The following is a 12,885-nucleotide window of genomic DNA, read 5'->3' on the forward strand; positions in this document are numbered from 1 at the left end:
GCACTTGACCTTGCCATCGTGTCAAGGTCGATGCTGTCTGTGCGGTAACTTGAGCCGCGGACGAAATGAGGTGAGAGAGATGTTCAGCCTGAATGTTTCGGGTATGGGTTGTGGCAGTTGTGTCAGCAAAATCACGAAGGCCATCCAGACGCTGGATCAGGACGCACGCGTAGAGGTGGATCGGGCAGCCGGCAAGGTCACTGTAGAGAGCACAGAAAGTGCCGAATCGATCCGCGAGCTGATCCAGGAGCTTGGTTATGCGGCCCAGGTCAGCGCTTGAGCGCTGGCCTGCCGACCGACTAAATCTCCAGTTCTGAGAGCTCTTTCAGCCCGTGAATACTGGTGACCTCGTTAGTAATACCTTCATCCCCATCTCGGCCGCGAAGCCAGTTTGAGTGATCGCCTGGCTCGCGCATTTCCAGCGTGTCATAGGAGTAGCGCTTTCGCTTGAACAGGCTTTTCAATGCGGCGAACTCGTGGCTTTTCTCGTCTTCTATTCCGACGACTTTTCCTACAAGCGCCCCCAATGACCGACGCCGTCGGCCAGCATCGCCTGGTAAGTCTCTGGGTCCAGCAAGGCTTGCTGTTTGAAATGAATGATGCGGTGTGTCATAGACGCGCTCGGGAGTGGCCAAAGAGAAGCCGCTAGCCTATAGGTTCCGGGTCATTCGTGAATAGTTGCCCTGAGCTTTAGCAAACCTTCGTTGACCCACAATTTCAACCAAGTTGCGGCCTGCAGGGGGCTTGCTCTCCATGTGTTGCGCTCAATGACTCGCAGAGTTCGGCGAACGATCCACCCTCGACGAAAAACCGCAATGCTGACGCCTCTTCTGGCTCCAGGCTTCGGTAATGGCATACGAGGTTATGACGCCAGACCAGACAGTCTCGATTCCCGGCTGGTTGGGTGGCAACGGGAAGCAGATCCCCAGACTTGGCAGCCTTCCACAGCGCCAGGGTGTTGTACTGCAATCGCAGCCATCTGGCAGATGGAGTCAGGGAAACCCTGAATGAAACCCAGTCTTCAGCCGAAAACTCACTGATGGCCTGCAGTGAAAGCGCTTCGACATCCTGAGCATCGAAAGCCAGTGTAAAAGCCCACTCCAGCTCCGCGAGTTCGCGCATCGGTGAAAGTTGAGGTTCCGCAATGTAGCTGCGAATGAACTCGGGCAGCTTTTCACCCAGCCAGCGAATGCTGAAATGCCGCGGTGGCCAGGCGGCGATATAGGCCAGTGCGAGTTGCTCGAACGACTCTTCTCCCAGCCATTGCTGCAGCGCCGGGAAATCCTCGCGCAGCACCGCCAGCAGGCGCGAGCGATAGGCGTTATGGTAGATCCGCAGGCCTTCGAGGGCACTCAGCGCAGTGCAACCCCGGACTTGCTCCAAAAGCTCGTTGGAGGGCAGGGCACCATCTGTCAGGTAAGTTTCAAATGCAGTCTGTAAGGCGCTTAGGCTCAAAGGGTTGCCCTCGATATCACGCCATTGGCGATAGCTCGGGCATGCTCCAACTCGGATAACAGATCCTCGAACGGTGGAAAATGATCATCCCGCTCGATCAACGTCGACGTTGGACCCAAGTAGCTCAAAGTCTTGCTGTAGAGCGCCCAAACCGGGTCAGCGATGGGCTGGTCGTGGGTGTCGATGAGGTATTGCCCGTAATCGCTATGCCCGGCCAGGTGAATTTGACGAATCCGCTCGTGCGGCAATTCCAAGATGAACTGCCATGGGTCGAAATCCTGATTTCGTGCGCTGACGTAGACGTTGTTCACGTCAAGGAGCAATTCGCAACCGGTCAGGAAACTCAGTTCCGAGAGAAACTGCGATTCGCTCATGCTGGACGTCTTCCACTGCACGTAAGAAGAAACGTTCTCCAGCACAATGGGACGTTCCAGAACATCCTGCACTAGACGCACCCGCGCGGCGACATGCAGCAGGCTTTCTTGGGTAAACGGCAGCGGCAGCAGGTCGTGGAGTTGATGGGCGTTGCCGCGACTCCAGCACAAGTGGTCGGAAACCCACTGGGGCTGTACCCGGTCCGCCAGTTGCTTGAGCTGTCGTAGGTAGCCCATGTCCAGGTTATGCGAACCGCCGATCGACAGCGATACTCCGTGCATCACCAACGGGTATTGCTCGCCAATCGCATCGAGAAAGTAGAGGGCCTTGCCACCGCCCACCAGGTAATTCTCGGAAATGATCTCAAACCAGTCGACCGCAGGTCGCTGTTCAAGAATCTGCTGGTAATACTCACTGCGAAGGCCAAGACCGAAACCCAGTGTTTTGCGCTTACTCATTCAAGACTCCAGCAGGGGAGTGGCAGGCACTCCCCGCAACGGCATTATTCGCTGGTCTTGCCACCGGCCTCATCGCACTTGGCCTGAGTCATCAGCTTGAAACCCTGGCCTTTACATTCTCCCTGGCCTTTGCAGGCATTTTTGGCGGTCATGCAGTCGTTCTGGCCCTTGCAACCGTTGACGCCGAAGCACTTCACTTCAGCTGCTTTGGTGTCCTGGGCGGCCTGGACAGGCAGGGTAGCAAACAGGCTGGCGGCCACGAGAGCCAGAGCGGCACCGGTAGCGACGTTGGATTTATTCGACATAGTGACAATCTCTCTTAATTGTTGGTGGTCTTATCCGCGGGTGCGAATGACCCTGAGTAGCTTAGGCATCGCTGCCGAGCATGCCCTCTCAAGAAATTCGGGGTATCCGGAATTTCTGGTTGATAAAATGCCAAAGATGTAAAGAAGAAAATCTTTCTCAGCGGATTATCTGATTGATCCTCTTCAGCCTACTCTACTGCCAATTTTCTGTTTCCACCTTCGCCTGAGTCTTCATAGCGATGCTGACTAGGGAGGACAGCGAGAGCTGGGCAAGCGTCAAAGCGGTTCTGGTTCATGCGCAATCCGGACACCTGCACAACATTCCTCTTGTAAGAAACCGATCAAATTCTCTAGGTGCCCATACTCGGGTATACAGACAATCGTGCGGCTATGTTTCTCCTGCCGGATCAGCCCTACCTTGGCCATGCGCGCAAGGTGATGTGATAGCGTCGAAGCAGGAATACCCAGCCCCTTCTGGATATCTCCGACCGAAGCCCCATCATGGCCAGCTTTGACCAGAAAGCGGAACACGGACAGTCGGTGACTATTCCCTAGCTCAGCTAAGCTGGCTGCAACCTTTTCGTGATCCATAGCACGCCCCAATAATTCGATGTTTCTAGAATTATAGTTGACAGGTCGGATAAACGCAAGTAGGCTGCGTACATCATTTCGACAATACTAGAAATATAGGAGTAATATTGAATGTCATCTCAACTCCAAGACGCTCTAGGCATGTTCGCCTTTCTCGCTATCGAGCTATCGGTTTTATTCATTGGCATTAGCTTGCTGGTCGGAGTTCTTCAACGTCACATCCCACCATCCAAGGTGGAAGCGTTACTGACTTCCAGTGGGAAGCGAGGCTATTTTCTTGCTGCTGGTTTAGGAGCTATAACGCCCTTCTGTAGTTGCTCGACTATCCCCATGTTGAAAGGGTTGATTCGGGCACGGGCCGGTTTTGGGCCGATGATGGTGTTTCTTTTCTCATCTCCGTTGCTGAATCCTATCGTCGTCGGCCTGCTGGTTGCCACGTTTGGATGGACACTTACTGCTATCTATGTGCTCGCCGCTTTGGTGGTCGCGGTAGGTGCCGGATGGCTGCTTCACACGCTTGGCTTCGAGCGTTATGTGCGCCGGACGGCGACACAAGAGAGCAGTGGATGTAGTTCATCAGCAAGCCCGTGCAGTGCTACATCGACCGCATCGAGTTGCGGCACCAACAGCTGCGACACCACTCCGAAGACGGCTTCTTGCGGGGCTGATAGGAAGACAACAGTCTCTACGTCTAGCGAATGCTGTGACAGTCAACCCACTGTCACGGTTAAGAAAGAAGGGAAGTACAGTGGTGTGTGGCGGGAAGCTTGGTCGGACTTTATCGATGTGTTGCCTTACCTGCTCATCGGTATTGCGATTGGCAGCGTGATCTATGGTTTCATGCCCACTGACTTATTGGAGCAGTATGCAGGCCCAGATAATCCCTTTGCCATTCCAGTTGCCGCTGTCATCGGCGTGCCGTTGTATATTCGCGCTGAAGCCGTCATACCTCTGGCAGCGGCTCTGATGGCCAAAGGCGTGGGTGCCGGGACGGTGCTAGCGTTGATCATCGGCAGTGCCGGAGCCAGCCTGACTGAGCTCATTCTGTTGCGCTCTTTGTTCACGCTGAAGCTTTTAGCGGCGTTTTTAGCAGTCATTTTTGCTATGGCGATGATTGCCGGTTACGCCACCTACCTGTTTTTCTGATCAAGGCGGGAGATGATTAATTCGTTAAGCCTTCCTGGGTACCAGTTGGTGGATTCTGATGAGCAGAATGAAGACATACATTTTCGGCTTGAAGCACCTACACCAGTAGCCTGCGAGGGGTGCGGCGTGCAGGGTGAGTTCGTGCGGTTCGGCAAGCGTGACGTTCCCTATCGTGATCTGCCCATCCACGGCAAGCGGGTCACTCTCTGGGTGGTCCGCCGCCGATACACCTGCCGGGCCTGCAAGACAACATTCAGGCCCCAGCTACCGGAGATGGTGGACGGATTCCGTATGACACTGCGGCTGCATGAGTACGTGGAGAAGGAATCCTTCAACCACCCCTACACCTTTGTGGCGGCACAGACCGGCCTGGACGAGAAGACGGTGCGCGACATCTTCAACGCCCGCGCCGAGTTCCTGGGGCGCTGGCACCGCTTCGAGACGCCCCGCATCCTGGGCATTGACGAGCTATACCTGAACAAGCGCTACCGCTGCATTCTGACCAACATTGAGGAGCGAACCCTGCTCGACCTGCTGGCCACCCGCCGCCAGGACGTGGTGACCAACTACCTGATGAAGCTGAAAGACCGGCAGAAGGTCGAGATCGTCAGCATGGACATGTGGAACCCCTACCGGGCAGCGGTCAAGGCTGTGCTGCCCCAGGCCCGTATCGTGGTCGATAAGTTCCATGTGGTGCGCATGGCCAACGATGCCCTAGAGAGAGTGCGCAAGGGCCTCAGAAAGGAGCTGAAACCGTCCCAGAGCCGGACTCTCAAGGGAGACCGGAAAATCCTGCTGAAACGCGCTCACGAAGTCTCAGACCGGGAGCGCCTCATCATGGAGACCTGGACAGGCGCGTTCCCGCAACTGCTGGCCGCCTACGAGCACAAGGAGCGCTTCTACGGCATCTGGGACGCCACCACACGGCTCCAGGCAGAAGCCGCCCTGGACGAGTGGATAGCCACCATCCCGAAGGGCCAAAAGGAAGTCTGGAGCGATCTGGTCAGGGCAGTGGGAAACTGGCGCGAAGAGACCATGACCTACTTCGAGACGGACATGCCCGTCACCAACGCTTACACGGAGTCCATCAACCGACTGGCCAAGGACAAGAACCGTGAAGGGCGCGGTTACTCCTTCGAGGTGATGCGGGCACGAATGCTCTACACCACGAAGCACAAGAAGAAGGCACCGACTGCGAAGGTCTCTCCTTTCTACAAGAAAACCATCGGTTACGGACTGCCGGACTTCGCAGAGGAACTCAACTACGGAGTCGATCTATCAACCATCTGATAATGGTATCAGGTTGGTGGGGTAAAGGTGCCCCATCAACCATTAAATCCGTATACCCGAAATTCGCAAGGCTTTATGAGGGCATGAAAGACAGTACCGAGCCTTCTGGATGGGCTACAAGAAAGAAATAGCAACCTGACAGAACTGTAATGTTCGGCTCAGGTTGCTGACAGGCCCTCTTAGTTAACGTGACATCGAGCCTAAAGCTCGGCCTCTGCAGTTGCAGGGACCACTTAACTTACGAGGAATACCCAAAATGAAATCGATCAAAGCTCTGCTTGTAGTTACTGCTCTGAGCATCTCCAGCTTGGCAATGGCTGAAGGTGGTGCTGACCGAACCTTCGCGCGCATGGAGCAGGCACGCCAGACGTCTCTGGAGGCCTACCGGGTGGCCCAGCAGCAGAAAGTTGAGGCTCCTGTAGCCAGCAGTCCAACCGAGCAAGCAGAGCACACCAACTGCTGAAGTCATCTACCTTACAGAAATGTAATCACCCGGATGGTTGGGATATGGCAGTTTCATACTGCTCATCGTCGGTAAGGCTTGTGCAATGCACCGACGTGGAAAGTTGAGGGGTAAATACCCGACATTGAAGCAGCCATGAACCCGAGACCGGGCACACCATCACCGGCTCATTTGACGGATTGGACAAAACGGCATGCAAAGCAAAACCACAAGGCGCACCTTCGTCAAAGGCCTGGCAGCCACCGGTATTATCGGCGGACTTGGCCTGTGGCGCACGCCGGTCTGGGCGGTGAACAGCCCCGGCCAGCCCAACGTACTGACTGGTAACGAATTCGACCTATTCATCGGTGAAACCCCGGTGAACATCACCGGCGCAGCGCGCACGGCCATGACCATCAACGGCTCGCTCCCTGGGCCGATTCTTCGTTGGCGCGAAGGCGATACCGTCACATTGCGCGTGCGCAACCGCCTCAAGGAGGACACCTCCATCCATTGGCACGGCATCATCCTGCCGGCGAACATGGATGGCGTTCCTGGCCTGAGCTTCCATGGCATCGCCCCTGATGGCATGTATGAGTACAAGTTCAAGGTCAACCAGAACGGCACCTACTGGTATCACAGCCATTCTGGGCTCCAGGAGCAGGTCGGCGTATACGGTGCGCTGGTCATCGATGCTAAGGAGCCCGAGCCCTTCAGTTACGACCGTGATTACGTCGTGTTGCTGAGCGACTGGACGGATGAAAATCCAACGCGGGTACTGGCCAAGCTCAAGAAACAGTCGGACTACTACAACCAGCACAAACGCACCGTTGGTGACTTCATCGATGACGTAAGCGAGATGGGTTGGTCCGCCGCCGTAGCCGACCGTAAGATGTGGGCCGAAATGAAGATGAGCCCGACTGATCTCGCCGACGTCAGTGGCTACACCTACACCTACCTGATGAACGGCCAGGCACCTGATGGCAACTGGACCGGCATATTCAAACCGGGCGAGAAGATTCGTCTGCGTTTCATCAATGCCTCGGCCATGACGTACTTCGATGTGCGTATCCCCGGCCTGAAGATGACGGTAGTCGCGGCCGATGGCCAGCACGTCAAACCAGTCAGCGTCGATGAGTTCCGTGTCGCCGTAGCCGAGACCTACGACGTGATAGTCGAGCCCGATAGCGAGCAAGCCTACACCGTCTTTGCTCAATCCATGGATCGCACTGGCTATGCGCGCGGCACCCTTGCGGTACAGGAAGGGTTGAGTGCACCGGTACCAAGCCCTGACCCGCGCCCACTGATTGCCATGGGTGACATGGGCATGGACCACGGCAGCATGGGCGGCATGGATCATGGGAGCATGGCCGGGATGGATCAGGGCAATATGGCGGGAATGGATCATGGCAGCATGCAGGGTGGCATGGCTGGTATGGATCACAGCCAGATGGCCGGAATGGATCATTCAAACATGGCTGGCATGGCTGGCATGGCTGGCAACATGCAGGCACACCCGGCCTCAGAGACCAACAATCCTTTGGTCGACATGCAGACCATGACGCCGACGCACAAGCTGGACGACCCAGGTATCGGCCTGCGTGATAACGGCCGGCGCGTCCTGACTTACTCTGACCTGCGCAGCACCTTCCCTGATCCGGACGGGCGTGAGCCAAGTCGCACCATCGAGCTGCACCTCACCGGGCATATGGAGAAATTCTCCTGGTCCTTCGATGGAATCAAGTTCTCTGACGCCGAGCCTCTGCGCCTCAAGTACGGCGAGCGTGTTCGCATCACGCTGGTCAACGACACCATGATGACTCACCCGATCCATCTTCATGGCATGTGGAGTGATCTGGAGGATGCGAACGGCAATTTCCTGGTGCGTAAACACACCATCGACATGCCGCCAGGTTCCAAGCGCAGCTATCGGGTGACCGCCGATGCGTTGGGGCGTTGGGCCTATCACTGCCACCTGTTGCTCCACATGGAAATGGGCATGTTCCGTGAAGTCCGTGTGGATGAGTAAAGGAGATTTCTGATGAGTACTTTTATGAAGCGTAATGCCCTGTTTGGCAGCGCAGCGATGTTCAGTCTTTTGGCTGTTCTGCACGCGCCGACGTCGTTGGCAGGTGAGGGGCACAGCGAGCACGAACAACATGCTGCCGAGTCGGCTGCGCCCGACGCCAGTGACAAGCCTGCAGATCAATCGAAAGGCAAGGCCGCTGGCCATCAGATGGATCATGGCGCCATGGATCATGAGGGTATGAACCATGACGATATGGGGCACGAGAAGATGATGGATAAGCATGGCGGCACCGAAGCCGAAGCAGGTTCGAACCATGACCACTAGGTTTTCACGCCCGTCCCTCATAGCGCTGGCCGTGTCGCTGAGTGCACTCAGCGGCGGCGTTACCCAGGCTGCGGAAGAAATGGATCATTCGGCAATGGGGCACGGCTCCATGTCGATGGACCACAGCCAGATGGGCCACGGTTCCGCCAAAACGCCGATGGAGGGCATGGATCACAGCAAGATGGATCATGGTGCCATGCAGAGCGAATCGGGCAGCATGGACCATAGCCAGATGGGCCACAGCCAGAGCCAAGAGAAGGCCCCAGCCATGGACCACAGCAAGATGGGACACGGCACCATGCAGGGACAGATGGAGGGCATGGATCATTCGAAGATGAACCATGGCTCCGCTGAAGCCCCGAGAACTACCAGTCGTACGCCGATTCCCGTTCTGACGGATGCTGATCGCCAAGCGGCTTTCCCGCCACTGCCTGGCCACAAGGTGCATGACAGCGCCATCAACAGCTTTTTCCTGCTCGATCAGCTCGAATACCAAGACGCAGATGAGGGCAGCACCCTGGCCTGGGATGCGTCGGGTTGGGTAGGCGGTGATATCAACCGGGTCTGGTTCCGCTCCGAAGGCGAGCGTACCAACGGCGTTACCGAGGACGCTGAATTACAGCTGCTGTACGGCCGCTCGATCGGCCCTTGGTGGGATGTCGTCGCGGGCGTTCGCCAGGACTTTAAACCGGAGTCGCCGCAGACTTGGGCTGCCTTCGGTATCCAGGGCATGGCGCTTTACGCCTTTGAGGCCGAAGCCACGGCCTTCGTCGGCGAGAATGGCCAAACTGCTGCCCGACTGGAGGGCGAGTACGACATTCTGCTGACCAACCGGCTGATTCTCCAGCCAACTGCCGAAATGAACTTCTACGGCAAGAACGATCCTGAGCGAGGTGTGGGGTCTGGGTTGGCAAATACCGAGCTCGGCTTGCGTCTGCGTTACGAGATTGTCAGACAGTTTGCTCCCTATGTCGGGGTTTCCTGGAGCCGCTCCTATGGCAACACGGCAGACATGGTGCGCGACGAGGGCGGTGATGTAGACGAGGCGCGTTTTGTCGCCGGTATCCGGATGTGGTTTTGAGAACCTGACATGAAAAGAACAATTAAAACTTTGGTGGCGGCCGGCGTGGTCGGTAGCACAGCTGTCCTGGCCGGCGCCTACTTTGGCGTGGTCAACGTGGGGGCCGATGATCCCCATTTTCCTGCAGTGCATGCGTTTCTCACGATGGCCCGCGACCGCTCTATCGAAGTCCGTTCGCAGGACATCGAGGTTCCCAACCTGGATGATCAAGCTCTTATTCGCGCCGGTGCGGGCAACTACAACTCCATGTGTATCGGCTGTCATTTGGCGCCAGGTGTGGCGGAGACCGAGCTAAGCCAATCGCTTTACCCTGCGCCTCCCAACCTCGCCAAGATCGGTGTCGATGGCAATCCGTCAGCAGCGTTCTGGGTGATCAAGCATGGCATCAAGGCAACGGGTATGCCTGCGTGGGGCAAGAGCATGGGCGATGAGTACATCTGGGGCATGGTTGCCTTCATTGACCAATTGCCGACGATGGATGCCAAGCAATACCAAGCACTCGTCGCATCCAGTGGCGGCCATCAGCATGGTGGTGGGGAAACGCAAATGCACAATCATGAAGGTCAGCACGGCGACAACAAGCCTGGCCATCATGGCAATAGCGGCGGTGGCGAAGACCATCATGGAACAGGTGATGCCGGAGAGCCTGGCCATCACGATGCCGCGGCTACTGATAGCGAGGGTGGCTCCGCACCTGAGGCAGGTCACCATTCGGACATGAGTGGCGATGATCACCATGCCGGGGATGAGGCCGCCCCAAGCGGCGGAGACCATCATTCCGAGCAAACTCCGAATGCCTCGCCCAAGACCCACACCCACGCCGATGGCAAAGAGCACGTGCATGAAAGCTAAATATCTGGCCTTGCTGGCCGCTCTCTCCGTCACAACTGGAGTTCAAGCCGCTGATGCCCTGACGATTGATGTCCATCGTGATGCTAATTGCGGATGTTGCAAGAAGTGGATCTCACACCTCGAAGCGAATGGCTTCAAAGTCGTCGACCATGTCGAAAGCAACATGTCGGCAGTGAAGCAAAGTCTGGGCGTTGCGCCGCGGTTGGCGTCTTGTCACACCGCGGTGATTGACGGCAAGTTCGTCGAAGGTCATGTGCCGGCGGCTCAGGTCATCGAGCTCACCAAGCGCGATGATCTCGTGGGCATCGCTGTTCCCGGGATGCCGGCGGGCTCCCCCGGTATGGAAGTCGATGGCGTACAGCATGCCTACCAGGTCATTGGCTTGACCAAGGCGGGGTCTGATCAGGTCGTTGCAGAATATCCCGCTCAGTAGTACTGCCTGCCAGCACGGCCGCTTGTGTGTAGTGGCCGACTCTTTTTCATACGCCCTTTAACCTAAGTAAAAAAGGCGCCCGAGGGCGCCAAGGGCTGTCTCCAAACCAAAGGAGCACTACGAGGGGACAGCAGGACCAAGGCGCGAGCGGGCAATCAACCCGCCCGCTTGCCAGGGTTAGAGAACTTCCAGCGGGTACTCGACAATCAGGCGGACTTCATCCAGATCCGACTCGTAATCGGTCGCGCGAGTGGTCATTTGGCGAACACGGAAAGACATATCCTTCAGTGATCCAGTCTGCACAACGTACTTGGCCTCGATGTCCCGCTCCCAGCGCTTCTGGTTGGTCAACGGATCGCCGTTGTCATCACGGCGCATATAGACTTCGTTGGCCTTGCTGTAGTCGGCATCCCAGCCCTGGGCATATCGAGTCATGAAGCTCAACCCAGGCACACCGAAAGACTCCATATCCAGGTCGTAGCGCACTTGCCATGACTTCTCCTTCGGCGAGTTGAAGTCGCTGTACTGGATGGAGTTGTCGAGGTAGATGGAGTCCGATTGGCGCAAGTAATCGAAGTCATCATCGCCATTGTTGCGCTGGAGACCCACCAGTACTGTGTGAGCGCCGAATTGGATGCCGACCTTGCCGCTCCAGATGTTGTTATCGAAGCTCCCGAGGAGCTGCTTCCCTTCATCGACCGCCTTGTAGTAGTTCAGCCCGCCGATCAAGGCGACATCGTCCGCAAGCGGGTAGCTCAGCGTGGTGCCCGCGTAATATTGATTCCAGGCATCCTTGAGGCGGCTGGTGTAGAGACTAAAGCCGACGTTGTCATTAAGCGTGTAATCACCACCGAAATAGGCGATCCATGGCGAGTCCACTTCGCCTGCGTAGAAGGTAGCGAAGCCGTCGCGCATGCTGCTGGTATTGGGTTGGCTCATCGAGTGGAGGCGACCGCCTTGAAGCGACAGTCCTTCCACGCTGCTGTTGAGCACGGTGATACCTCGGAAACTCTCCGGTAAAAGCCGCGCATCACCGTATTGGACGACAGGGCTGACAGGAAAGACGTCGCCTACCTTGATCTCGGTATCCATGAACCGAGTTTTCACCGCGCCCCCCAGTTTTGAGTAGTTGTCCTCAGCCTGCCCGAGGCTGTTGTAAGGCATCACGTCGACTGAGCCGCCTGCTCCAGAACGGCCGTCGCCGGTGTCAAGCTTGAGCCCTAGCATGGCAAAGGCATCGACACCAAAGCCTATGGTGCCCTCGGTGAAACCAGACTCGAATCTGCCTATCACGCCATGCGCCCACTCTTCCGAATAGCCATTACCCGAGCTGCTGGACTGGCCTTTACGGAAATCGCGGTTGAAGTAGAGATTTCGATTGAGAATGGTCAGGCTGCTGCCTTCGATAAATCCCTCGCCTTTCTCGCCGGCGGCCATCGCAGCTTGCCCGGTACTGACGCTCAGAGTGAGCAGAGAAAGTCCTAACAGGGTTCTGTTATTCATAAATGCTCCTGATGTTATTGGCAGTTGTCATTGTGTGGTCGCATATATGTGCCAAGCGCGCCGGGCATAGCCAGGCACGCCTTGGTCATATTTCCACATGCCAAATAACGTCAGGGTGACTTGGAAATTACATTTCAGTCAGCGCGATGTCATTTATCTAGTTTTGATTACGGCAACCTGTCCCGGCTGCCCGGTATTCAAGAATATTCAGATCGCCATTGGAGTCCTCGTAGGTCATCTGGGCCGGCATCACACCGCAGCTAGAGTCCGTCGGGGTAGTGGCCACGACCCTGGCGATATCGAGTTTCATGCCGTAGCGGTAATGAATAACTTCAGGCGGATTCTTTCCGTTAGCGGCAGCATACTCTTGCATGGCCTGCTCATTGGCCTGAATCATCCGACCATAAACACGATCAGCGCCGCCTTCTGCCAGAGTGGCAGAGGAAACAACCATAGCGGCAAGGGCTGCAATAACTTTGAGGCTTTTCATGTTTAATCACTCCTTCAAGGTGGTGATTAAAATATATCCGCTCAACCTGTCATAAAAATGAAGTCAAAGTTACATCGCCGTAATGCTTCCTGCCGCGTTACCCGGGCGAGT

The 12,885-nt window shown here is 56.4% G+C and carries 15 protein-coding genes and 1 pseudogene; 9 read left to right on the forward strand and 7 right to left on the reverse strand.

Translation table 11 applies throughout. The annotated features are described in order from the left end of the window. Positions 1-79: 79 nt before the first annotated feature. Positions 80-280 carry a heavy-metal-associated domain-containing protein gene (locus CSV86_RS05165; protein ID WP_003139539.1) on the forward strand — a complete coding sequence of 67 codons (201 nt, stop codon included), beginning with the start codon at positions 80-82 and terminating at the stop codon, positions 278-280. Between the two features lie 19 nt (positions 281-299). Here CSV86_RS05165 and CSV86_RS05170 read toward each other — a convergent pair whose 3' ends face one another. The 5 genes and pseudogenes from CSV86_RS05170 to CSV86_RS05190 all read right to left on the reverse strand — a co-directional run bounded on the left by CSV86_RS05170 (position 300) and on the right by CSV86_RS05190 (position 3,184). Further along, positions 300-464 (reverse strand): hypothetical protein, encoded by a 165-nt coding sequence (locus CSV86_RS05170; RefSeq protein ID WP_170394426.1) that lies wholly within the window; start codon positions 462-464, stop codon positions 300-302. A gap of 200 nt (positions 465-664) precedes the next feature. Then, positions 665-1,455 (reverse strand): annotated as a pseudogene (locus CSV86_RS05175) (HvfC/BufC family peptide modification chaperone). Next, positions 1,452-2,288: an MNIO family bufferin maturase gene (gene bufB, locus CSV86_RS05180; protein ID WP_003139536.1), complete on the reverse strand. Its 837-nt coding sequence runs from the start codon at positions 2,286-2,288 to the stop codon at positions 1,452-1,454. Before bufB ends, CSV86_RS05175 begins: the two are co-directional and overlap by 4 nt. Positions 2,289-2,332: 44 nt before the next feature. After that, entirely contained in the window at positions 2,333-2,593 is a 261-nt protein-coding gene (gene bufA2, locus CSV86_RS05185; protein ID WP_004577564.1) for a BufA2 family periplasmic bufferin-type metallophore, read from the reverse strand. A gap of 276 nt (positions 2,594-2,869) precedes the next feature. Continuing rightward, positions 2,870-3,184 (reverse strand): ArsR/SmtB family transcription factor, encoded by a 315-nt coding sequence (locus tag CSV86_RS05190; protein ID WP_000349485.1) that lies wholly within the window; start codon positions 3,182-3,184, stop codon positions 2,870-2,872. A gap of 141 nt (positions 3,185-3,325) precedes the next feature. Between CSV86_RS05190 and CSV86_RS05195 the strand changes: the two genes are divergently transcribed. The 8 genes from CSV86_RS05195 (at position 3,326) to CSV86_RS05230 (ending at position 10,781) form a co-directional block, all read left to right on the forward strand. Next, positions 3,326-4,330: a permease gene (locus tag CSV86_RS05195; protein ID WP_040363373.1), complete on the forward strand. Its 1,005-nt coding sequence runs from the start codon at positions 3,326-3,328 to the stop codon at positions 4,328-4,330. 12 nt (positions 4,331-4,342) lie between these two features. Next, positions 4,343-5,620, forward strand: a complete 1,278-nt coding sequence (locus CSV86_RS05200; protein ID WP_000610830.1) for an ISL3 family transposase — start codon at positions 4,343-4,345, stop codon at positions 5,618-5,620. A gap of 256 nt (positions 5,621-5,876) precedes the next feature. Then, positions 5,877-6,083, forward strand: a complete 207-nt coding sequence (locus CSV86_RS05205; RefSeq protein ID WP_003139535.1) for a co-regulatory protein PtrA N-terminal domain-containing protein — start codon at positions 5,877-5,879, stop codon at positions 6,081-6,083. Positions 6,084-6,276: 193 nt separating this feature from the next. Then, positions 6,277-8,091, forward strand: coding sequence for a copper resistance system multicopper oxidase (locus CSV86_RS05210; RefSeq protein WP_009394811.1), 1,815 nt, complete (start codon positions 6,277-6,279; stop codon positions 8,089-8,091). A 12-nt stretch (positions 8,092-8,103) separates the two neighbouring features. Continuing rightward, positions 8,104-8,415, forward strand: a complete 312-nt coding sequence (locus tag CSV86_RS05215; protein WP_003246749.1) for a hypothetical protein — start codon at positions 8,104-8,106, stop codon at positions 8,413-8,415. Continuing rightward, entirely contained in the window at positions 8,405-9,496 is a 1,092-nt protein-coding gene (locus CSV86_RS05220; RefSeq protein WP_009394813.1) for a copper resistance protein B, read from the forward strand. The genes CSV86_RS05215 and CSV86_RS05220 overlap by 11 nt, the downstream gene beginning before the upstream one ends. A gap of 9 nt (positions 9,497-9,505) precedes the next feature. Then, the gene (locus CSV86_RS05225) at positions 9,506-10,348 is read left to right on the forward strand and encodes a c-type cytochrome (protein ID WP_023662988.1); all 843 of its coding nucleotides are present in this window, start codon (positions 9,506-9,508) and stop codon (positions 10,346-10,348) included. Beyond that, positions 10,338-10,781, forward strand: coding sequence for a DUF411 domain-containing protein (locus CSV86_RS05230; protein ID WP_004574337.1), 444 nt, complete (start codon positions 10,338-10,340; stop codon positions 10,779-10,781). Before CSV86_RS05225 ends, CSV86_RS05230 begins: the two co-directional genes overlap by 11 nt. 177 nt (positions 10,782-10,958) lie before the next feature. Here CSV86_RS05230 and CSV86_RS05235 read toward each other — a convergent pair whose 3' ends face one another. Next, on the reverse strand, positions 10,959-12,284 hold the full coding sequence (locus tag CSV86_RS05235) for an OprD family porin (RefSeq protein WP_009394815.1): 1,326 nt from the start codon (positions 12,282-12,284) through the stop codon (positions 10,959-10,961). A 157-nt stretch (positions 12,285-12,441) separates the two neighbouring features. Then, a complete protein-coding gene (locus CSV86_RS05240; RefSeq protein WP_004574339.1) occupies positions 12,442-12,774 on the reverse strand; it encodes a DUF2790 domain-containing protein in 333 nt (110 codons plus the stop codon). Positions 12,775-12,885: the final 111 nt, after the last annotated feature.

The organism is Pseudomonas bharatica CSV86 (genome assembly GCF_000319305.2).
Classification (GTDB): Bacteria; Pseudomonadota; Gammaproteobacteria; order Pseudomonadales; family Pseudomonadaceae; genus Aquipseudomonas; species Aquipseudomonas bharatica.

Bases quoted from the DNA above. Each gene is read 5' to 3' on its own strand.
- CSV86_RS05225 (WP_023662988.1), top strand. From the start codon at position 9,506: ATGAAAAGAACAATTAAAACTTTGGTGGCGGCCGGCGTGGTCGGTAGC.
- CSV86_RS05165 (WP_003139539.1), top strand. From the start codon at position 80: ATGTTCAGCCTGAATGTTTCGGGTATGGGTTGTGGCAGTTGTGTCAGC.
- CSV86_RS05205 (WP_003139535.1), top strand. From the start codon at position 5,877: ATGAAATCGATCAAAGCTCTGCTTGTAGTTACTGCTCTGAGCATCTCC.
- CSV86_RS05200 (WP_000610830.1), top strand. From the start codon at position 4,343: ATGATTAATTCGTTAAGCCTTCCTGGGTACCAGTTGGTGGATTCTGAT.
- bufA2 (WP_004577564.1), bottom strand. From the start codon at position 2,593: ATGTCGAATAAATCCAACGTCGCTACCGGTGCCGCTCTGGCTCTCGTG.
- CSV86_RS05215 (WP_003246749.1), top strand. From the start codon at position 8,104: ATGAGTACTTTTATGAAGCGTAATGCCCTGTTTGGCAGCGCAGCGATG.
- bufB (WP_003139536.1), bottom strand. From the start codon at position 2,288: ATGAGTAAGCGCAAAACACTGGGTTTCGGTCTTGGCCTTCGCAGTGAG.
- CSV86_RS05220 (WP_009394813.1), top strand. From the start codon at position 8,405: ATGACCACTAGGTTTTCACGCCCGTCCCTCATAGCGCTGGCCGTGTCG.
- CSV86_RS05235 (WP_009394815.1), bottom strand. From the start codon at position 12,284: ATGAATAACAGAACCCTGTTAGGACTTTCTCTGCTCACTCTGAGCGTC.
- CSV86_RS05240 (WP_004574339.1), bottom strand. From the start codon at position 12,774: ATGAAAAGCCTCAAAGTTATTGCAGCCCTTGCCGCTATGGTTGTTTCC.
- CSV86_RS05195 (WP_040363373.1), top strand. From the start codon at position 3,326: ATGTTCGCCTTTCTCGCTATCGAGCTATCGGTTTTATTCATTGGCATT.
- CSV86_RS05230 (WP_004574337.1), top strand. From the start codon at position 10,338: ATGAAAGCTAAATATCTGGCCTTGCTGGCCGCTCTCTCCGTCACAACT.
- CSV86_RS05210 (WP_009394811.1), top strand. From the start codon at position 6,277: ATGCAAAGCAAAACCACAAGGCGCACCTTCGTCAAAGGCCTGGCAGCC.
- CSV86_RS05190 (WP_000349485.1), bottom strand. From the start codon at position 3,184: ATGGATCACGAAAAGGTTGCAGCCAGCTTAGCTGAGCTAGGGAATAGT.